The following is a 22,673-nucleotide window of genomic DNA, read 5'->3' as shown; positions in this document are numbered from 1 at the left end:
AAGCGCAGCGTAGGGCCGTATGCAGGAGCGAGCGGTTTTGCCTACTTTTTCCAAGAAAAAAGTAGGCCGCCGTAAGGGCGGAAGGGGCCAGCAGCGTCGCTGCATCAAATGGATAAGCTTGCTCTTCCCCCGACAATCCGTGAAGAACCGAAAAAAGCCCTTCTCGCGACCTGGTATCTGGTACGACGGTACACCAAAAAACAGTGTTAATAGCAATGATTTGCAGTTAACATCGCCGCGCTCTTTTACCCCCGCCTTCCCGCCAGGACCGTACCGTCGATGCGCCGCACGTTCGTTTCGCTCTGCCTGCTTCACGCCGTCACCCCTGCTTCAGTCTGGGCCGATACGCCACAGGAAGCCGAGTCATCCTCCGTCGAGTTGCAGGCCCTGAGCATCAATGCCGGCGCCTTCGAAGAGCGTGCCGATGGCCCGGTGCAAGGCTACCGGGCCACCCGCTCGGCCAGCGCCACGCGCACCGACACGGCCCTGCATGAAACCCCGCAATCGGTCAGCGTGGTGCCCCGCGATGTGCTCGAAGACACTGGCGCTACCCGCCTGCAGGACGGCCTGGATTACGCCGGCGGCGTTGGCCGGGCCAACAACTTCGGTGGCCAGGGCCTGACCACCTTCACCGTACGCGGCTTTACCACCGGCGAGTTCTATCGCAACGGCTTCCCGATCAACCGCGGCTACCCCAACGCCCCCGATGCCAACACCGTCGAGCGCCTGGAAGTGTTGCGCGGCCCGGCCAGCAGCCTGTATGGCCGTGGCGACCCCGGCGGCACCTTCAACGTGGTCAGCAAGCAGCCGCAGGCAGAGCCCAAGGTCACCCTGGGCAGCCAGTTCGATGACCAGGGCATGCACCGCGCCACCCTCGATGCCACCGGCGCGCTCAACCAGGACGGCACCCTGGCCTACCGCCTCAATGTGCTCGGTGAAGGCGGCGAAAGCTTTCGCGATGATGTCGAGAGCGAACGCTACGACGTCGCCCCGGTACTCAGCTGGCAGGTCAACGACGCCACGCGTGTGGTCTTCGAGGCTGACTTCATGCGCAACAACCACCCCCTGGACCGTGGCCTGACCCGTTACAGCAACCAGCACGGCACGGCCTCGCGCGATACCTATATCTGGGAAAAAGGCAGCGACAACCTGCTGCACAACGACAACAACATGGCGCAACTGCGCTTCGATCATGCCCTGAACGAAAACTGGACCCTGGCCGGCGGCATGCAACTGCTCGACGGCAGCCTCAAGGGCAACGCCGTGGAAGCCAACGGCTTGCAGGCAGACGGTCGCACCCTGGGTCGCAACTTCAACTACCGCAAACTGGAGTGGACCGATCGCGATGTCCAGCTGAACCTGACCGGCCACTTCGACACGGGCGGCTTGGCCCATACCCTGCTGACCGGCGTCGAGTATGAAGACTACGATTACCAATCGATCATCCACCGCTCGGCGGCAGGCACCGGCGCCTACCCGATCGACCTTTTCGACCCGGTGCTGGGCCAGCCGCGTCCGGCGCTGACCCGCACCACCACCAACGACAAGGAAAACCTCAAGACCTGGGCAGCCTTCGTCCAGGACCAGGTGGCCCTGACCGAGCGCCTGAAGGTACTGGCCGGGGTGCGTTTCGAGCGCTTCGAACACGACTACAACAACTACCTGCCCAACAGCACCAGCTGGGAGGCCGCCGACAATGCGGTGACCCCGCGCCTGGGCCTGATCTATGACTTGACCGAGACGCTGGCGGTGTATGCCAACACCGCCCGTTCGTTCAAGCCCAACAGTGGTGCCAGTCGCCAGGGTGATGGCTTTGACCCGGAAAAAGGCAAATCCGTCGAGGTCGGCCTGAAGTGGGAGGCGCTGGAGCGCGCGCTGAGCGTCGACGCGGCGGTGTACCAGATCACCAAGGAAAACGTCCTGACCCTGGACCCGGTCGATCCGCTCTACAGTGTCGCCGCCGGTGAGGTGCGCAGTCGTGGCCTGGACCTCAACGTCGCAGGCAACCTGACCCCCGAATGGCGGGTGATCGGCGGTTACGCCTATGTCGATGCCGAAGTGACCGAGGACAACAACCTGGCCTCAGGCACACGCCTGGCCAACATTCCGCGCAACAGCTTCAGCCTGCTCAATACCTATGAGTTCCTGGACGGTGCCGCCAAGGGGCTCGGCCTGGGCATGGGCGTCAAGTATGTCGACGACCGCGCCGGACAGACCAGTGCCAGCACCTACACCATGGAACGCTACAGCGTGGTGGACCTGCTGAGCTTCTATCAGCTCAACGAGCATGTGCGCCTTAACCTCGATGTGAAGAATGTCTTCAACAAAGGCTATGACGAAGGTGCGTTCAATACCTACGTCTATCCGGGTGCGCCGCGTACGGTACAGGCAGGCGTTGCCTACACCTTCTGAATGAGCCGCTCCTACAGGGCCGTCATTGCCACGATGATCGGCCCCTGCCCCTGTTCGCACCACCACCGGGCGCACGCCCGTCAGCGCAAGGCGGATTCGCCAACCCTGGTCTAGACTCGCCTTGACTCGTCTCCCCATCGGTGGCGCACCCAAGGAATGCCTATGCGACTGACGCCAATTCGTTGCGTTTCCTCCACCTGCCTGGGCGCGCTGCTCTCGGTACTTGGCCTTTCGGCCGGCAATGCCTGGGCAGGTGGCATTCTGATCTACGAGGCCGGCCAGGAAGGCAATGGCCTGGCCAACGCCGGTGCCGCCGCGCTGGCCACCGACCCCAGCGTGCTGATGAGCAACCCGGCCGGCATCACCCAACTGGCCGGCACCCAGATCAGCGCCAATGCCCAGGTGATCCTCGGCGACCTGAGCTTCTCCCGCGACAGCAACAACCAGTTCGATGGCAACGAAGGCGGCAACGCCTTGCAGTGGCTGCCGGGGGCGAGCTTCTTCATCAGTCACCAGCTCGACGAACGCTCGGCGGTGGGCTTTGGCACGTATGGCAACTTTGGCCTAGCCCTGGACTATGACGACGACTGGGCCGGGCGCTACTTCACCCAGGAAGCGGCGGTGATCGGCGTATCGTTCCAGCCGACCATTGCCCACCGGTTCACCGACCAGCTCTCCGTCGGCGTCGGCCCGCGCATCGTCTATGGCTACTACCGCACCGAGGTGGCCATCAACAACAACCTGCTTGGCCTGCTTGACCGCCCGGACGGCCAGCTGGAATACAAGGACACCGATGTCGGCACCGGGGTCAACCTTGGCGTGCTCTACACGGTCGATGAGCGCACCCAGGTCGGGCTCGCCTACACCAGCAAGGTCAAGCTGGAGTTCAAGGACAGCCCCGATGTGCGTAATGTCAGCAACCCCATCATCAACGCCGCCCTGCGCCGCCTGGATGTCGACACTCTTGAACTGGACATGACCATTCCGCAGACTGTGCTGCTGAGCGTCGCCCATCAGCTCGACCCGCAATGGAAACTGCTCGGCAGCCTCGGCTGGCAGGACTGGAGCGACTTCGGCCAGATCGGCGTGGAGGTGGATGCCGATGCCGTCGGCGTCGACCGCACCGTGGACCGCCAGTACAAGGATACCTGGCACGCCTCCCTCGGCGCCCAGTACCAGGCCACGCCCAAATGGCGCTGGAACATGGGCCTGGGCTACGACAGCTCGGCCGTGGATGACGAGGACCGCACCGTCGACAACCCCATGGGCGAAACCTGGCGCCTGGCGACCGGTATCAACTATCAAGTAGAAAAGGGTCTGGACCTGCACATGGCCTACACCCTCGTGTGGCTGGGCGATATGGACGATGAACAGACCAAGGCGCGCTCGGGTACTACGCTGTCCGGTACCTACCGCAACAGTGCCCTGCATATCCTCGGCGGTGGCGCCACCTGGCGCTTCTAGGGCGCACACCTGCGTGCTGCTGGGCCGGTAGCACGCCGGCACGGTGATGAGATTCAGTAAAAGTGACCACAAGGAGCATTACCATGAAGTTGAAGTCGCTAGCGGTATCGCTGTGCCTCGCCTCTCTGGCACTGTCTGGCTGTGCCAGCAAATACGTGGAGCCCGACCAGTATTCGGGCTTTCTGAAGGACTACAGCATGCTCAAGGAAGGGCAATCGCCTACCGGCGCCCCGGTGATGCGCTGGATCAAGCCGGGCATCAAGACCAATAGTTTCACCAGCGTCTATATCGAACCGAGCCAGCTCTACCCCCGTCCGCAGCCTACCGAGCATGTTCCGCAGAGCACCCTGACGGGCATTACCCAATACTATGATCAGGCGCTCAAGCGCGAGTTCTCCACCGTCCTGCCGCTTGCCACCTCCGCAGGCCCCGGCACCCTGGTCGTACGCCCGGCCATCACCGCGGTAAGCGCCAAGACCAAGAGCCTGCGCCCCTATGAAGTGATTCCGATCGCCCTGATCGCCGCCGGTATCAGTACCGCGACCGGCATCCGTGACCAGGACACCAGCATCGCCACCGAGGCACAGTTCCTCGATGGCCGCAACAACCAGGTGGTCGCGCAAGTGGTCCGCAAAGGCGCTGGTGCCGAACTGGACAACTCCTCACAGAAGATGGCCGCAACAGATGCCAAGGCCGTGCTCGATGGCTGGGCCAAGGACATGGTCAAGTCGTTCCAGCAGTTGAAGAGCAAATAACCGTCATCGCTTGAACGGTTGCACGACCGCCAGGCGCCGATCTTCAGGACGGAACGAAGATCGGCGCTGCTCCACCCCGCTGCAAAGGCTTTATCCACGCCCCCTTCGATGAAGCTGCCCGCCAGCGGTTCCAGCGTCGCCTGCGCCCGTTTAGAACGCGTCGCGCCGCTGTAGCCTGCATCTGTAAGCGCTGTCATACACATCTTTAAAAAGCGTCTAGTCTTTCTTTGTTGCGAATGATTCGACAGCGCATTTTCCCTTTTCGGGGACTGCCGATTCGCGGTAGTCCCCCTTCAAGGAACATGCACCGTCGCGGATACCCGTGCTGCGCCAGGGCTGACACGGCCCTCCCAGGAAGCTGTTTGTGAAGAGGTGGACATGACGACCCGACTCCGTGCTGCAATTCCAGCTGCGTTCAAGCCAAAACGCCAAGCGGTGGCGCTTGAACCGCGCATCCTGTTCGACGGTGCGGCGGCGGCAGCGACGGCGGATCAGCAGCATCAGGACAACGGTGACGCCGGCAAGACCGACACCGCTCACGCCACGGCAACCGATGCACGCAGCGAACCCGGCCAGCAACCTTCGGCGGCACGCCACCTGCTGGTGCTCGACAGCCGGATCGAAGGCCGTGAACAGCTCACCGCCAACCTGCCGGGCAATGTCGAGGTGCTGGTGGTCGAGGCCAACCAGGATGGACTGGCTGCGATTTCCAGCGCCCTGGCCAAACTGGGCCAGGTCGACTCCATTCAAATCCTGTCCCACGGTGCCTCCGGCGAGTTCACCCTCGGCAGCACGACACTGACCGCCGGCAATATCGAGCAATACGCCAACCCGCTGAGCCAATGGAGCCAGTCCCTGAGCGAAGGGGCCGACATCCAGTTGTATGGCTGCAAAGTGGGTGAAGGCAAGGATGGACGCACACTGGTCGATGAGTTGGCACGCTGGACAGGCGCCGATGTCGCTGCCTCCGATGACAACACCGGCAGTACCCGGGCCGGTGGTGACTGGAACCTGGAAATCAGCAGTGGTCTGATCGACAAGTCCATTGCCCTGAGCAGCGCGGCCCTGAGCAGCTATGACCGTCTGTTGGCGGCCGGCCCCACCACCGACCTGTCTGGCGGTGCCAGCGTGCTGCTGGGTGACACCTTCACCTTCACCGTGACCTTCAGCAACAGCACGACCGACACCGGCTATGCACCTTTTATCGACCTGTTCTTCCCGGCGACCGGCAAGGACGGTGCAGGCGCCGAAATCGATGACGGGATCACCTTCGTTTCTGCCACCTACCTGGGCCAGAACCTGGTCGCTCACGTACTGACCTTCGACGCCAACGGCCAGGCCAGCCACCCCCTGGCCGTGGGGACCGATGGCAAGCCCCTGATCATCAATGCGGCCGATTTCGGCATGCGTGCCGGCGACCAGATGGTGGTAATCGAATTGCCGTTCGCCAGCGTCACCCAGGGCCAGCCGCCCATTTCCGTACAAGTGACGGCAACGCTCAGCGACCTGGCGGACACTGACTTTTCGTTCTCAGGTTCGACGCCGGATCTGACCATCCGCGCCCGCAGCGGCTTTCAGTACGGCAACGACTCGCTGAACAACCCGGACACCGACCCCAGTATTCTGGAGCCTTCGGCCAACGCCGACAGTTACGTCGTACACCCGACGGTCATCCTCGTCGATCAGGTGGTCTCGACACCCGAGGGCGAAACCGCCACCGGTCCCAACTTCAAGCGTGAGTTGGCGGCCACCCTGTCACCGGCCGATGGCCAGACATTGACCAATGTCGTGATCACTCAGCCGGTACCCGGCAACGTCATCGTGACCAACATCACCCCGGGCGCAGGTGGCACGGTGGTCTCCATCACCCTCTACGATGGCCGCACCCTTTCAGACCCGGTGCTGATCCAGGCCATACGCGACCGCAACAACGACGCCGACCTCAGCAACGACCTGTACATCCGTGAATTCAGGGTGCAGTACGCCTCCATCAGCGCGCCGACCACCACCACCGTGCAATTCTTCGTGCCTGATGACGATGCCGACGGGGCACCGGTGCTCAACCCGATCACCGGCGATGACGTCACCATTACCTTTGACGCGCCGACCGCGAGCGGCACCTGGGTGCCCCTGGATCCACGGGACACCACCAGCGGACAGATCAACTTCTCCGGAACGGGGCAGGATGTCAGCTTTATCGCCAAGTCCATCACCCTGCAAAAACAGGTCACGGTGACCGTAGATGGCGGTACGGCCGGGATCAGCCCCGGCGACATCCTCACCTACACCCTGAACATCGCCCTGTCGGACTACTTCGCCTTTGGCAAGACGCTCCTGAACGAGGGCAACTTCGTGGTTATCGATACCGCGAGCGATGGCCAGACCGTAGTGGATGGCAGCGCAACCCTGACCCTGACCGTCAATGGTGTGACCCAGACCATTGTCCTGGTCACTTCCCGGGTGGTGAATGCCGATGGCACCACGTCGCTGGCGTTCGACATCGGCCAGTCGATTCGTAACGCCACCGGTGCCCGCGCCTGGCTCAACGGCGACCTGGCCTTCGACGACCTGCTCCAGGGCGCCACCCTGGCGGTCATCAGCTACCAGGCCGAGGTCGCGCAAAGCTACACCCCGCCCGCCGGCACACCGCATGGCGAAATCAACGAAGGCGACCCGCTGGGCAACAACGCCACCGTCACTGCGACAGTGCTGCTCGACCCGTTGAACCTCAGCGGCGACGATCAGAGCGACAGTTCCAACACCACCTCGGTCATCCCCACCAGTCAGGTCGAGATCGACCTGGTCGATCGAAACGGCAACGGCGCCCCTCCCCCCGGCACCGAGTTGAAACCCGGCGACAGCGTCACCTTCCGCTTGAGCTATGACCTGGTGACCGGCGACTACGAGAACTTCAAGCTGACGGCCTACCTGCCGTTGCCACTGTTCGACTTAAGCGGCCTGGACCTGAACGCCATCTGGCGCCTGGCCAGCGACAACACCAACCCCAACAGCCCGATATCGGTGACCCTCGGCCCCGGCAACTCGCTGGTGTTCACTTTTGCCGACTACGTCAATCCCGGGATCAATGGCAGCCGGGTCTCGATCGACTTCACGCTGATCGTCAGTGACCAGCCGTTCGCCGACCAGCGCGCCTTCAACGTGCTCGGTGAGTCCACCCAGACCCGGACGCTGGACAAAAGCGTGCTGCTGACCACCGATGATGTGACCCTGATTGCCTCGGTCGCCGAACCGGTGCTGTCCATCAGCCACGGCGTGGTCTCCACCAGCCATGGCACCGTGACCGGCACCACAGGCAGCTGGAACCCGCCAGGCAGCGGCGGCGTGCCCTTCAACGGCAGCATCACCGATATCACCGCCGTCAACGGCGACGTCAGCGGCATCGATGCCAATGACCGCCTGCGCCTGGCGACCGCCATCGAGAACAGTGGCGGTGGCAATGCCTATGACGTGCGCACCAGCATCACCCTGCCCCCGGGGCTGGCCTTCGTCGGCGGCAGCCTGTCGACCGCCAACCTGCTGATCTATCGGGGTGACGGCACCTTGCTCATCGCCGGCACCCACTACACGGTGGACAACGCGACCAATACCATCACCTTCATCGACAGCCCCGGCGTCGGCGCCCTGCTCGCCGGCCGGCCTGGTACGGCGGCAGACAACAGCGGCGCCAACCTGGTGGTCATCAGCTATGAGGTGACGGTCAATGCCGCCATCGCCGCCAGTGCAACGCTGCAGAGCAACGCCCAACTGCTCAATTACGCCAGTGTCGAAGGTGGGCAGAACTTCCTCGGCTCCGCGCCCTTGAGCGACCTGGCCGGCCAGCAGGTCGCCGCCCCGACCATTGGCAAGAACTATGCCGGCGGCAGCCTCGACGAGACGGACTCCAGCGCCAGCCACACCACAGGCTCGAACCTGGTCGTGGGCGAAAGCATGCTCTACGACATCGTCGTCACCCTGCCCGAAGGCACCACGCAAAACCTGCGGATCGACGACCTGATCCCGCCCGGCATGCGCCTGGACACCTCGTTCAATGGCCAGGGTTATCAATTGATCCTCACCGCCGGCGGTCTGCTGGCGCAGAATTTCGGCGGTACCGTCACGGTCGGCAGTTTGAGCGCCCCGTCCGGCACCCTGGGTGATGACGGCGTCGATGCACGCTTTGTGTTCACTGTCGCCAGCACCACGGGCGACAACAACACCGGCAATAACAGTTTTGTCATTCGCCTGCGCCTGGTGGCCAGTAACGTGACCGCCAACCAGACCAACGCCGTACGCCAGAATGACGCCACGCTCAACTACAGCGACCCCGATGGCGACACCCCCAATGGCAGCACGCCGGTCAGCCGCGACGTGGCCATCAGCGGTGCCAAGCCGAGCATCACCGTCCAGGAACCGACCCTGCAACTGGATCAACAACTGGTGACCCCGCCCGGGCTCGGCTTCGACGAAGGCGACCCGGTCGAGTACACCATCACCATCAGCAATGGCAACGCTGGCTCCGATTACGATGCGTTCGATATCAACTTCAACAGCGTGCTGCCCAGCGAACTGGATCAGTTGACCCTGGTCAGCGCGATCTACACCGTAAATGGTGTCAGCACCAACATTACCGCCAGCTTCAGCCTCGACCCCAATGGCCGCACCCTGGTCAACATCGGCAACGTCGATATTGCCAAAGGCGGCACCCTGGTTTTGCGCATCACCGGTGTGGTCAATGCCAGCGGTGCGTCGGTGCCGCAGTTCGATAACCAGGCCGAGCTGCGCTGGACCAGCCTCAACGGCACCAGCAGCACCGGCGCCGACCCGGCCGGCGAGCGCACCGGCCAGGACGGCTTGCTCAACAGCGGCGCGCTCAACGATTACCGTCGGGCCGACGTACTGATCATCCCGGTGGCGCAAGGCATCAAGCTGTCGCGGGTGGGCGGCCTGCCCGACACCAGCGCCCCCAACCCCACCAATGCCCTGGAAGAAACCGTCGCGGTCGGCGAAGTCATCCGCTACCGGGCCGCGGTACTGGTGCCGGAAGGCAACAACCCCAACTACCAACTGGTCATCACCCTCGGTCGCGGCCTGACCCTGGGCGACCTGGCCAGCATGCGCATCGGCTTTATCTCCGATGGCGGCCTGGTCACCGACCTGACCGACCTGATCACCAGCGGTACCTTGCAGATCCTTGGCAACGAGAACAGCCCCGAAGCCCAGTTCATCACCCCGGACCTGTCCGGTGCAGCGCCCACCGGTGTGCTCAACCCGATTTATGTGGTGATCACCACCGATGCCAACGGCAACCAGATCATCACCCTCAACCTCGGCAACCTCGTCAACGGCGCCCATGGCGGTGGTGACGACGGCAACGACGACGACCTTGAAGGCGTGGTGATCGAATTCAACGCCCGGGTGACCAACATTGTCGAGAACCAGGATGGCGTGCGCCTCGGCGCATTCGTCCAGGATGTGGTCAACGGCAACCTGCGTGCCACCAGCGCAGTCCTGACCGAACGTATCGTCGAGGCGGGTTTCACCGGGCTGAACAAGCAAGTGACCGATTTCACCCCCAACCCGGCCGGCACGACGGGTAACGCCACCGTGACCATCGGTTTCACCGCCAGTGGTGGCCTGCCCGCTTACGACGTGCACCTGACCGATGGCTTCCCCACCGGCAGCAACTACAACCTGGTCAGTATCACCATCGGCGGCACCACCTACGGCCCGGGCAACCTGCCGGCCGGGGTGACGTTCAGCACCGCAGGCGGCTTGACCGTGGACATCGCCCAGATCAATGTCGGCACCCAGGTCAGCGTGGTGTATACCGTCGATGTCCCCAATGGCGTGACCATCGCCAGCAGCGACGCCAGCCTGAGCTGGAGCAGCCTGCCGGAGACCTTCACCAGCTGGGGTGGCACCAGCGTCGGCGCCGACAGCACCGTGGACGGTGAGCGTACAGGTGCCGACGGCCCAGGTTCCGACGCCACCACCCTGAACAACTACGTGCTGCGCGAAGGCGCGGGCCTGGGCATCATCAGTGGCACCCTGTGGAACGACACCGCTACAGCGGCCAGCGACCCCACCAACGCCACACCCGATGCAGACCCGGATCCGGGGACCCCGGGCTATGACCTGGCAATCGCCAACCAGACCATCAACCTGATCTGGGCCGGCACCGATGGTGTGCTGGGCAACGCAGACGACAAAACCTTCAGCACCACCACCGACAGCAACGGGCGCTTTACCTTTGGTGTGCTGCCCGCAGGCCTGTACCGCCTGGATGCACCGACGACGGTCAACAGCCTCAGCCAGTTCGGCGAGCTGCGCATGCGCATCGATACCGATGGCGGCACGCTGGGCCAGGTCAGCGTGACCCTCGGCGAAGGCAGCAGCCAGCAGGCCAACTCCGGCTATGTCGAGGTCAACGACGCCCCGGTCAACAGCCTGCCCGGCTTCCAGCAGGGCCTGGAGGACACGCCGCTGGCCATTGGCGGTATCAGTGTCAGTGATGTGGATGCCGAACGGGACCCGGATATCAACAACCGCGCCATCCAGGTCACCTTGAGCGTCACCCATGGCACCCTCTCGCTCACTGGCGCCACGACCGGGGTCAGCGTGTCGGGGGCCGGCACACTGGAACTGGTATTGGTCGGACGCATCGCCGACATCAATGCGGCGCTGGCCGGGTTGAGCTACCTGGGCAACCAGGACTTCAACGGCAACGATTTCCTCACGGTCCTCACCAACGATCTGGGCAACTATGGCGACTTCGACGGCAACGGCGTTCCCGGGCAGTTGACCGATGCCCGCCAGGACAGCGACTTCCTGGTGATCTTCCTGGAGCCGGTCAACGATCGACCGGACGCCGTGGATGACCTGGCCACCGCCGTGGAGGCCGGCGGCACTCGAAACCAGGTGATCGGCACCGATCCACGCGGCAACCTGCTGGACAATGACACCGATATCGACCTGACCACCAACCGCGAAGTCCTCAACGTGATCTCGGTGACGTCCCCGCTCGGGGTCGTGTCGGCGCTTCCGGCGCTGGGCTCGATCGAAGTGATCGGCAGATACGGCAAGCTGGTGATCTCTGCCGACGGCGCTTACCAATACATCGTCGACAACGACAATGCCGAGGTCCAGGCCCTGCGCCAGGCTGGCGACCAATTGACCGAAGTCTTCAACTACACCATCGCCGACATCGGCATCGGCGGCCCGCCCCTGCAGGACAGTGCCAACCTCACGGTGACCATCCAGGGTGCCAACGATGCCCCGGACGCTAACCTCGACACCGCCACCGCCACCGAACAGGGGGGCGTCGGCAACAGCGACATCGGCAAGCCTAACGACACCACGGTGCCGCTCACCAGTGGCAATGCCACCGGCAATGTGCTGAGCAACGACAACGATGTCGATGGCGGTCCGGGCGACCCGATCGATTATGGCGAAACCATCGCCGTGACCGGGGTCCGTTTCGCCCCCGAGCTTTCCACCGTCCTGCTCACCCCTGTGCCTGCCGGCGGCAACAGCGGCCCGATCGCCGGCCTCTACGGCACCCTGACCATTGCCTCCGATGGCACCTTCACCTACGTCATCGACAATAACAACACCGCCGTGCAGCGCCTTGGCCCCAATGACACCCTGGTCGAGGTCTTCAGTTACCAGGTCACCGACGCACTGGGCCTGAACGACCTGGCCGAACTGCGCATCACCGTACGGGGCAACCATGACAACCCGGTCGCCAGCGACGACCAGGCCGCCGCCCAGGCCGGCGCCACCAACAACGATCCTGAAAGCAACCCGACCGGCAACGTCATTCTGTTCCCCAGCCGTCCGGGCAACACCGGCCCGGGAGGCAATGGCATCGACCTTGACGTGGATGCGGCCGACCGGCCCAACACGGTGCTGCAGGTCAACGGTATTCGCAGTGGCCTGGAAGCGGCCAATGGCATTGAACCGGCCAATGGCTCGCTGACGCCGGTGACCACGGGGCCGGTGACCCTCGATGCGACCTTTGCCCGAGATAACACGGGCGCCCCGATTGTCAGCGCAGAAACCTTCGGCACCCTGACCATCAACCCCGATGGCTCGTTCAGCTTTGATGTCAACAGCGACAACGATGCGATCATTGCCCTGCCCCGCGGTGTCACCCTGGAGGTGGTGTTTACCTACCAGGTCGTCGACTCCGCCGGGCTGACCGACACCGCGCAACTGGTGATCGTGATCACCGGCGCCAACAACCCGCCGCACGCCCAGGACACTGTCGTGCTGGCGACCGAGAAAGGCGGCGTCAACAACACTTCGCCCGGGCTGGACCCTGGCGTACCACCGGCGCCCATCCGCCAGGTGACCTTCGTCGACCCCGACGGCGACCCGGTCAGCGTAACAGGCATACGCACCGGGCTTGAAAGTGCCACCAACGGTACGGCCGGTACCGTTGGCCTGCCGCTGAGCGGGCTGTACGGCGTGCTGACCCTCCAGGCCGATGGCACCTACACCTATGTCATCGACAACGACAATCCTGAAGTCCAGGCGCTGCGCGGCATCGACGACTTGCTGGTGGAGGTGTTCACCTACACCGTCACCGATTCGGAAAACGAATCCGACAGTGCGCAGATCGTCATCGTCATCCGTGGCCAGAACGACAACCCGGTGGCGAGCGACGATGGCACCACCGCCACGGAAGCCGGCGGCGTGAACAACACCAGCGGCGGTGTCGACCCCACCGGCAATGTGCTGACCAATGACAACGATGTCGATGGTGGGGCCGGCGATCCGATCGATTACGGCGAAACCAAGGCCGTGGCCTCGGTGCGCACAGGCGCCAGCGAGGGCGCCGGCACCGCGGGCACCCTGGGTAGCGAACTGCGCGGCACCTATGGCTGGCTGACCCTCAATGCCGATGGCAGCTACAGCTACCGCCTGGACAACAGCATGGCGGCCGTCCAGGCCCTGAGGCCCGGCAACACCCTGAGCGATACCTTCAACTACAGCGTGATCGATACCGCCGGGGCCACCGACATTGCCGTACTGACCATCACCATCCAGGGCAGCAACGATGCGCCGGTGGCCAACAACGACAGCGCCATTGCCGTGGAAGCCGGCGGGCTCAACAACGGCACCCCTGGCAGCAACCCGAGCGGCAATGTGCTGGCCAACGACACCGATGTCGACCAGTTCGGCGAAACCCTGACCGTCGTATCGGTACGACAGGGGCCCCGCGCGGGCACCGTGGGCAGCAGCTTTGCCGGACAATACGGCAGCCTGACCCTCAACGCCGATGGCAGCTACACCTACCTGGTCGACAACAACAACCCGCTGGTGCAGGCCCTGCGCACGCCCAGCAATACCCTTAGCGAGTTCTTCACCTACACCATTCGCGACCTGTCGGGCGCGCTCAGCGCCGCCAACCTGACCATCACCATCCAGGGCCGTAACGACAACCCGCAAGCGGTCCCCGACAGCGCAGTGGTGGTGGAAGCCGGTGGCACCAACAACGGCACGCCGGGCATCAACCCGACCGGCAATCTTCGCGACAATGACCGTGACGTCGACGCCGGCGACAACAAGACCGTCAACGGTATTCGCCTCGGTAGTATCATCACTGATGCCCCTTTCACCACCGTAATCGTCAGCCTGGACATCCGCGGGACCTACGGCACCTTGACCGTATTCGCCAATGGCGACTACCTCTACCAGCTCGACAATACCCTGGCCGAAGTCCAGGCGCTCAAGCCTGGCGACAGATTGCGCGAACTCTTCACCTACCGCATGCGCGACACCGCAGGCGCTGAGGCTGCCGCCGAGTTCAACCTGATCATCGTCGGCGCCTGGGATGCACCGGTGGCCCGGGACGACATCAACATCGCCGTGGCCGACAACGGCGACGGTCTGGTGCTCAACCCCAGCGGCAACGTGTTGCCCAACGACAGCGATATTGACCAGGGCGATCAGCTCACCGTCACCGGTATCCGTACCGGGGCTGAAGCGGGTACCGGCGTTGCCGGCAGTGTCGGCGACGTCCTGTTGGGCAAGTACGGCACCCTGGTGATCAATGCCGACGGCAGCTACACCTACACCGTCGACAGCACCAACCCGGCAGTACTTGCCCTGGACTTCCTGCAAGCGCTGGTGGACGACTTCACCTATGAGGTCACCGATCTTGGCGGCCTGACCGACCTTGCCCAATTGTCGATCGTCGTCATCGGCCGCAACGATGCACCCGACGGCATCGACGATGCGGCCACCGCCATCGAAGCGGGTGGGCTGAACAACGCCACGCCCGGCTTGAACCCCGGTGGCAACGTGCTGAGCAACGATATCGACCTTGAAAACAATGACCTGAGGGTATCGACCATCCGCACCGGCAGTGAAGCCGGCACTGGCACCAGCGGCACCGTGGGCACCAGCCTGCGCGGGCTGTATGGTGACCTGGTGATGAACGCCGATGGCAGCTGGACCTACACCGTCGACAACAGCCTGGCCGCCGTACAGGCCCTGCGCACCAGTGGCCAGGTACTGGTGGACGTCTTCACCTACACCGTGATCGATAGCCACCTGGCCGACGACACCGCGCAACTGACCATCACTATTGACGGTCGCAACGACACGCCGATTGCGTTCGACGATGACACCATCGCCATCGAGGCCGGTGGTGTCGGCAACAATCAACCAGGCCTGGACCCCACCGGCAACGTGCTGGACAACGACACCGACGTGGACAGCCCTGCCCTGGGCGAAACCCGCCAGGTGCTGTCGGTCACCAGCGAAACCGGTAGTGCCGCCACCGCTGGCCAGCGCCTGATCGGGCGCTATGGCAGCCTGCTGCTCAACGCCGATGGCAGCTACCAGTACGTGCTGGACAACAACAACCCCGTGGTACAAGCCCTGCGTACCGCAGGCGAAACCCTGCGCGAGGTGTTCACCTACCGCATGCGCGACACCGCTGGCGCCGAGTCCGAAGCCCGGCTGAACGTACTGATCCAGGGTGCCAACGACGCGCCTGTGGCACGTGACGACAGCAATACCGCCAGTGACCAGGTCAGCGCGCCGCAGACATCGGGCAATGTGCTGCCCAACGACAGCGATATCGATGGCGGCGACGCCTTGAGTGTCAGCGCCATTCGTACCGGCCCTGAAAACGGCACCGGCACCAGCGGCGTGATCGGCCAACCCCTTGCCGGACGCTACGGCACCCTGGTGATCAACGCCGACGGCAGCTACACCTACAGCATCGACCTGACCAACCCTGAAGTGCTGGCCGCCGCAGGACTGGGGCCCATTCTGCAGGATGTGTTCACCTACACCGTGATGGACCGCGCAGGTGCCACCGACCTTGCCCAACTGACGATCACCCTGGATATCACCGCACCGTTCATTCCCGCGCCGGCAGGCCCGTTCTTTGATCGCGACCCGCTCGATCCATTCCGGCGCCTGCCGTTGCCCGACGTCGATCCGGTGGTGTTCATCGGCCCTGTCGTGGAGCGTCAGAGCCGCGTGCTCGAGCTCTCCGGCTGGCAGGCCGACGGCAGTAACCTGAGCTATGGTCTAACCCCGGAGATCCTGAGCGAAACCCTGAACCAGCGCCTGGGCCTGGTACCGGGTCAGTTCGTTGCCGCAGCGGTGCGTAACAGCCGCCTGGACAGCGAGATTGACATGGCCTGGATTCTCGGCCGCCAGTCGCGCACCAACCTCAGCGCCGACGGGCTGCTCCCGGACCCGTCGGTGTTCGCCACCGACCCCGACCACCTGACGAAAGGAGATGCCCAGTTAGCCCCCCCTTCCGAGGCACGCGTAGCACCCGGTTTCCGCGCTCAGCTGCGAGAAGCCGCCGAGCGCCTGCGGGCCATGGACAACCGCACCAGTGAATAAGCCAGGACCAAGGACAGACCATGCCAAAACTGCCGCAAACGTTGTTCAGTACGGCCATCGCCTCTACTTTTTTATTGGCCGCATGCTCTGCGACCAAGCCCGTCGAGTACACCGAAGAAGAAACCCGGCAACGCATTCTTCACGACCAGGCGCAGATGTATGCGAACCAGGAGCCGGTCACCACCCCCATTACCTTCTACGAAGCCGCCGCCCGCGCCCTGAAGTACAACCTGGACTACCGCCTGAAACTGATGGAAAGCGCGCTGGCCAGTGACCTGCGCGATGTCTCCAGCCACGAAATGTTGCCGCGCCTGGTCGCTTCGGCAGGCTACGCCGGGCGCAACAACGACTCCGGCGGTACCTCGATCGGTATCGAAGACCGCGAGCAAAGCTTGCGCGCGTCCACCTCCGAAGAGCGTTATCGCCAGCTCTATGGACTGGGCATGAGCTGGAGCCTGCTGGACTTTGGCGTGGCCTATTACCGCACCCAGCAGAAAAGCGACCAGATCCTCATGGCCGAAGAGCGTCGGCGCAAGGTGGCGCAGAACGTGCTGCAAGACGTGCGCAACGCCTACTGGCGTGCCCTCAGTGCGCAGCGCCTGATGCCCCAGGTCGACCGTTTGCTGGTGCGCACCCACCAGGCCTTGCTGTCGGCACGCCAGGCCGAGAACCAGGGCCTGCTGCCGCGCCAGGAGGTGCTGGCCTACCAGCGCGCGCTGCTGGACTCCATCTACCTGTTGACGGTCCGTCGCCAGGACCTGGAGTTCGCCCGTGCCGAACTGTCGGCGTTGATGTCACTGCCGCCGGGTTCGCGCCTGGTGCTGGCCGACGAAACAGAACCGGTGCTGCCGCAGATCGCCCCGGACATGGACAAGCTTGAGCAGCTGTCGTTGAAACACCGCCCGGAAATCATGGAAGAGTGGTACCGCAAGCGGGTCAACGAGAACGACCTGAAGATCGCCAAGGCGCAACTGTGGCCCAACGTGACCCTGGACTACGGCTACAAGTACGACTCCAACAAGTTCCTCTATAACAGCGACTGGACCGAAACCGGCGTACAGGTCTCGATGAACCTGCTGCGTTTGCTGCAACTGCCGTCGCTCAACAGTGCCGCCGAGTCCCAGACCAAGACCGACGACATGCGCCGGGTGGCACTGTCCATGGCCATCCTCACCCAGGTACGGGTCGGCACCTTGCGTTATCAACTGGCTCGCCAGGAAGTGGAATTTGCCGACCAGAGCCTGCAAGTCGATCAGAGCCTGTTGAGCTACGCTGAAAAAGCACGCAGCACCTCCTACGGCTCGGAACTTGAGGTGATTCGCGCCGAGGGTCGCTACCTGCTGTCGCGTTACCAGCGCGAAGCGGCCTACTCCAGTGCCCAGGCGGCCTGGGGCCGGTTGTACAACTCGGTCGGCCTGGACACGCTGCCCAAGGAAATCGAACAACACGACATCAAGACCCTGGCCCGGGAGATCCAGCGGACACTGGATGACCAAGAACGCTCCAACCTCCTCGTCAGCACGCAAGGAACGCCGAATGCCGTACATCCCTGAGCGCAGTTTGCTCGCAGTGGTACTGTCCCTGATGATCACCCCGGCCCTGGCCGATGAGGTATCGCCAGCCGCGGGCAGCGAAGACCCCGGCACGATCCGCGTGCTGTTGGTCGCGGGCCTTGAAACCACCTTGTCCAGCCAGATGGCCGGTACCCTTGGCGAATTCAAGGCAACCCTCGGCCAGGCGGTCGCCAAGGACGCCGTGTTGGCCCGCTTCGACTGCGCAGAAGCCCAGGCGCGCACGCGGGTGGCCACCGCCGAGCTGGCCATGGCCCGGCAGAACCTCGAGGCCAAGCGCAACTTGCGCAAGCTCGATGCCGTGGGTGACCTGGAAGTGGCCGTGGCCAACACCGAAGTGCAGAAAGCCGACGGTGCCCGCGCCCTGGCTCAGGCCCAGAGCGGCTACTGTGTGGTGCAGGCGCCCTTTGCCGGGCGCGTTGCCAAGGTCCATGCCAAGCCCTTTCAAACCGTACCGGCCGGCACGCCGCTGTTTGACCTGGTCAGCGATGGGGCACTGAAAGTCCGTTTGAATGTGCCGTCCAACCTGCTGCCCAGACTTCAGGCGAACCAGGCGCTCGACGTGGACATCCTGGAGACCGGCAAGCGCTACCCGGCCCATGTCAGTGCGATCAACGCCCGGGTCGACGCCGTGGCCCAGACCGTGGAACTGGAAGCGCGGCTGGATGCCGCGCACCCGGAACTGATCGCCGGCATGAGCGGCACCGCCCGATTCCCTAGCGCCAATGAGTGAGCCTCTACCCCACCCGCAGCTGCTCTTGGCCATTGCAGCCCTGCGAGACCGCGCCCTGGCCGCCGACTCACTCAATGCGCTGGCGTTTTCGATCGCCAACGACCCTTACGCGCTGCTGCAATACCATCAGGCGCTGGTGTTCCAGCAACAGGGCCAGAACCTTGCGCTGTTGTGCGTGTCAGGCCTTGGCCGTCCGACCGAAGATTCGCCTTACCTGGTCTGGCTGCAGCGCGCCGTGCGCTGGGTGGCCGCCCAGCTTGAGGACGACAAACCACGCTGGCTGGCGCGTGATGCCGTGAGCCCTCCGGCCGACATCCAGGAAGACTGGGCCGAGTGGTGGCCCACGGGGCTGTGGTGCATCCCGCTGCATGACCGTGAAGGTCAGCGCCTGGGGCTGGTGTTGCTGCTGCTGGAGCACCCGCCGGCACCGGCGCTCGAGCCTTTGTTCGACGGCCTGTGGCGGACCTGGGCCCACTGCTGGGCCGGCTTTGCCAGGCAACGCCGCCTGACCCGCTGGCGGCCGAGCAAGCGCCAGTGGCTGCTGGCCCTGGCCATTGGCCTGGCCTTGTTGCTGGTGCCCGTGCGGCAAACTGCCCTGGCGCCGGCCGAGATTGTCTCGCGCGAAGCCATGATCATCAGCTCACCGATCGATGGCGTGATCGAGCGCATGCAGGTGCGCCCCAATCAGCCGGTCGACAAGGACACCTTGCTGTTCAGCCTGGACGAAACCACGCTCAGGAGCCGCGCCGAGGTACTGGGCAAGGAACTGGCGGTGGCCGATGCCGAGTTGGCGGCGGCCAGCCAACGGGCCTTCGACAACCCGCAAAGCAAAAGCGAGCTGACCTTGCTCAATGGCCGAGTGCAACAGCGCCGCGCCGAGCTGGCGGCGGTCAGGGCCCAGTTGCAACGCACCCAGGTGCGTTCACCCCGGGCGGGCGTTGCGGTCTACAGCGACCCTAACGACTGGCTGGGCAAACCGGTCTCGACCGGCGAGCGAATCTTGCTGATCGCCGAGCCCAAACAACCGGCGATGCTGATCCAGTTGCCCGTCGCCGATGCCATCGCGCTGGAGCCCGGCGCGCAAGTGACCTTGTTCCTGACCGCCTACCCCCTGACCCCCCTCAAGGGCAAAGTGCTGGAAACCAGCTACCAGGCGCGGGCCAATGAAGAAGGCGTGGTGGCTTACCGCCTGCTCGCCAGTATCGACGGTCAACCCGAACATGCGCGCCTGGGCCTTCATGGCACGGCCCGCCTGTACGGCGAGCGCGTGGTCCTGGGCTATTACCTGCTGCGCCGCCCCTTCGCTGCGCTGCGCGCCTGGAGCGGCCTGTGATCGGCAACCCGGCCGAACAGGCGTCGCAGCCGCTGCGCGACGACCTGCGCCTGCTGGAGACGGCCCCGGACAGCAGCGGCGAACCGGCCTGGGTGATTCAGGACACCGTGCTCAATCGCTTCTACCGCATCGGCTGGCTCGAGTTCGAATGCCTGCTGCGCTGGGAGCACACGCCCAAGGATATCTGCAAGGCCATTCACGCAGAGACACCCCTGCGCCCGGACGTGGAGCAAATTGTGGAATTTCGCCAGTTCCTGGAACACCATCAGCTGGTTCGACCCGGTCGCGAGGCCCTGGCCCGGCTGGCCGCACGCAGCCAGGGCAATGCCTGGCTGAACTGGAACTGGTGGCTGCACCACTACCTGTTTTTTCGTATTCCGCTGTTACGTCCACAGCAGCATCTGCAACGGCTGGCCAAGCGCCTTGACTGGGTGTTTCAGCCCCTGACGGGGTGGCTGGTCGTGCTGCTGGGCTTGACCGGTGTGCTGCTGGTGCTGCAACAGTGGGATACCTTCACCGCGGCAGTGGTGGAGTCTTTTTCGGCCTCGGGCCTGGTCAGCTTCGCCATCGCCCTGGTGCTGGCCAAGACCCTCCACGAACTGGGGCATGCCCTGGTCGCCACACGCCTGGGCCTGCGCGTGGGCCATATGGGCATCGCCTTCGTGGTGCTATGGCCGATGCTCTACACCGACACCGGCGAGAGCTGGAAGCTGCGCAGCGCCAGGCAGCGCCTGGCGATCGCTTCGGCCGGGATCCTCACCGAACTGGCCCTGGCCGGGCTTGCGACGCTCGGCTGGGCGCTGGCCGACCCGGGTCCGCTGCGCAATGGCCTGCTTTACCTGGCCACCACCAGTTGGGTGCTGTCACTGGCCCTCAATGCCAGCCCCTTCATGCGCTTTGACGGCTACTTCATACTCTCGGACCTGCTGGATTTCCCCAACCTGCACGAACGCTCCTCGGCATTGGCCCGCGTCACCTTGCGCCGGGTGCTGCTGGGCATGAAAGAAGACTGGCCGGAAAGCTTCAGCCCCGCTAAACGCCGGGCGTTGGTGGCATTCGCCCTGGTCACCTGGGTGTACCGCCTGGTGCTGTTTCTCGGCATTGCCGTTGCGGTGTACCTGCTGTTCTTCAAGCTGCTGGGGATTGTGCTGTTTGCCGTGGAAGTGGCGTGGTTCATCGTGATGCCGGTGTGGCGCGAGCTGAAGTACTGGTGGAAACATCGCGAAGGTATCGATACCGGCCACCGACGCGCCTGGTGGGCGATCGGTGGGCTGGTGCTGCTGCTGTTGGCGGTGCCCTGGCGCACCCAGGTACAGGCCCTGGGCGTGGCCCGCACCGAACACCAGTTGCGGGTGTTCGCCCCCTATCCGGCCCGCTTGCAAGCGCTGCACCCGGCCGGCCAGGTCGCGGCCGGCACCGCCCTGGTGACACTCGATGAACCCGATATTGCCTCACGGCTTTTGAGCAGCGAGGCCGGTGCGAGAGGTTATCAGGCCAGGCTCGGTGGCCTGATCGCCGACCCGTCCGGTGCCGATCAGGCCATCGCCACGCGCCAGCGCCTCGATGTCCAGTTCGAAGAAGTACGGGCCGCGCGCTCGGAAATTGCCCGCCTGACCTTGCAGGCTCCGTTCGCGGGCCAATGGCTTGACCTGGATCCGACCTGGCAACCCGGTCAGTGGATCAACAGCCGTGAGCCCATCGGCATCCTGATCGACCCCAGCCATTGGCAAGTGGATGCCTATGTGGAACAGGAGGAAGTGCAGCGCCTGGTCCAAGAGGGCGCGGTGCTGTTCTACCCTGAAGGACAACCGACCCCCATCAACGGCAAAGTAGTGGCTATCGGTAGCACCCGGGTCAGCCAGCTGCATCACGCCATGCTGGCTTCCCGGTTCGGCGGACCGTTGAACGTTGCCAAAAGTGGCAAGGAGCTGGTGCCTTCACCTGCACTGTTTCATGTACTGGTCCAGCTCGATGGCGCCCCACCCGATTTGCGCGAAACCCGCGGCAGGTTGCAGATCGCAGGCGAGCGCCGCAGCCTGCTGGGCGAAGGTCTGATCCATGTGGCGGCAGTGCTGCTGCGCGAAAGCGGGTTCTAGGCTTTGTACGAAAAGCCACAGGGTATAACCGCTGCTGTAGCCGCTGCCGCCAGGCTGCGATCGGTCGCAGAGCGACCGTAAAACCTGGCGACTTCAGTCCGTCTGGAACAACGAGATGACCGGGCTGCGCCTGCTACGCAGTCGATCGCAGCCTCGTTCCTCGGCAGCGGCTACAGGGTATAACCGCTGCTGTAGCCGCTGCCGCCAGGCTGCGATCGGTCGCAGAGCGACCGTAAAGCCTGGCGACTTCAGTCCGTCTGGTACAACGAGATGACCGGGTTGCGCCTGCTACGCAGTCGATCGCAGCCTCGTTCCTCGGCAGCGGCTACGGGGCATAGCCGCTGCTGTAGCCGCTGCCGCCAGGCTGCGATCGGTCGCAGAGCGACCGTAAAGCCTGGCGACTTCAGTCTGTCTGGTACAACGAGATGACCGGAC

The 22,673-nt window shown here is 64.1% G+C and carries 8 protein-coding genes; all 8 read left to right on the top strand.

The window, feature by feature from the left end; translation table 11 throughout:
- The first annotated feature begins 279 nt into the window (after positions 1–279).
- Positions 280–2,412, top strand: coding sequence for a TonB-dependent siderophore receptor (locus ACIQUS_RS25515; RefSeq protein WP_403053385.1), 2,133 nt, complete (start codon positions 280–282; stop codon positions 2,410–2,412).
- Positions 2,413–2,574: 162 nt separating this feature from the next.
- Positions 2,575–3,876: an OmpP1/FadL family transporter gene (locus ACIQUS_RS25510; protein WP_403053382.1), complete on the top strand. Its 1,302-nt coding sequence runs from the start codon at positions 2,575–2,577 to the stop codon at positions 3,874–3,876.
- Positions 3,877–3,959: 83 nt separating this feature from the next.
- Positions 3,960–4,631, top strand: coding sequence for a DUF3313 domain-containing protein (locus tag ACIQUS_RS25505; protein WP_403053379.1), 672 nt, complete (start codon positions 3,960–3,962; stop codon positions 4,629–4,631).
- 378 nt (positions 4,632–5,009) lie between these two features.
- Positions 5,010–16,505, top strand: coding sequence for a VCBS domain-containing protein (locus tag ACIQUS_RS25500; RefSeq protein ID WP_403053376.1), 11,496 nt, complete (start codon positions 5,010–5,012; stop codon positions 16,503–16,505).
- 20 nt (positions 16,506–16,525) lie between these two features.
- The gene (locus ACIQUS_RS25495) at positions 16,526–18,058 is read left to right on the top strand and encodes a TolC family protein (RefSeq protein ID WP_403053373.1); all 1,533 of its coding nucleotides are present in this window, start codon (positions 16,526–16,528) and stop codon (positions 18,056–18,058) included.
- A complete protein-coding gene (locus tag ACIQUS_RS25490) occupies positions 18,042–18,809 on the top strand; it encodes an efflux RND transporter periplasmic adaptor subunit (protein ID WP_403053370.1) in 768 nt (255 codons plus the stop codon). The genes ACIQUS_RS25495 and ACIQUS_RS25490 overlap by 17 nt, the downstream gene beginning before the upstream one ends.
- Entirely contained in the window at positions 18,802–20,142 is a 1,341-nt protein-coding gene (locus tag ACIQUS_RS25485; protein WP_403053367.1) for an efflux RND transporter periplasmic adaptor subunit, read from the top strand. Before ACIQUS_RS25490 ends, ACIQUS_RS25485 begins: the two co-directional genes overlap by 8 nt.
- Positions 20,142–22,238: an HlyD family efflux transporter periplasmic adaptor subunit gene (locus ACIQUS_RS25480; RefSeq protein ID WP_403053391.1), complete on the top strand. Its 2,097-nt coding sequence runs from the start codon at positions 20,142–20,144 to the stop codon at positions 22,236–22,238. The genes ACIQUS_RS25485 and ACIQUS_RS25480 overlap by 1 nt, the downstream gene beginning before the upstream one ends.
- Positions 22,239–22,673: the final 435 nt, after the last annotated feature.

Source organism: Pseudomonas sp. NPDC090755, from assembly GCF_044769005.1.
GTDB lineage: Bacteria > Pseudomonadota > Gammaproteobacteria > Pseudomonadales > Pseudomonadaceae > Aquipseudomonas.
The sequence above is the reverse complement of the archived record's forward strand: the minus strand, read 5'-3'. Positions and strand labels throughout refer to the sequence as shown.

Bases quoted from the DNA above. Each gene is read 5' to 3' on its own strand.
- ACIQUS_RS25490 (WP_403053370.1), top strand. From the start codon at position 18,042: ATGCCGTACATCCCTGAGCGCAGTTTGCTCGCAGTGGTACTGTCCCTG.
- ACIQUS_RS25500 (WP_403053376.1), top strand. From the start codon at position 5,010: ATGACGACCCGACTCCGTGCTGCAATTCCAGCTGCGTTCAAGCCAAAA.
- ACIQUS_RS25485 (WP_403053367.1), top strand. From the start codon at position 18,802: ATGAGTGAGCCTCTACCCCACCCGCAGCTGCTCTTGGCCATTGCAGCC.
- ACIQUS_RS25495 (WP_403053373.1), top strand. From the start codon at position 16,526: ATGCCAAAACTGCCGCAAACGTTGTTCAGTACGGCCATCGCCTCTACT.
- ACIQUS_RS25510 (WP_403053382.1), top strand. From the start codon at position 2,575: ATGCGACTGACGCCAATTCGTTGCGTTTCCTCCACCTGCCTGGGCGCG.
- ACIQUS_RS25505 (WP_403053379.1), top strand. From the start codon at position 3,960: ATGAAGTTGAAGTCGCTAGCGGTATCGCTGTGCCTCGCCTCTCTGGCA.
- ACIQUS_RS25515 (WP_403053385.1), top strand. From the start codon at position 280: ATGCGCCGCACGTTCGTTTCGCTCTGCCTGCTTCACGCCGTCACCCCT.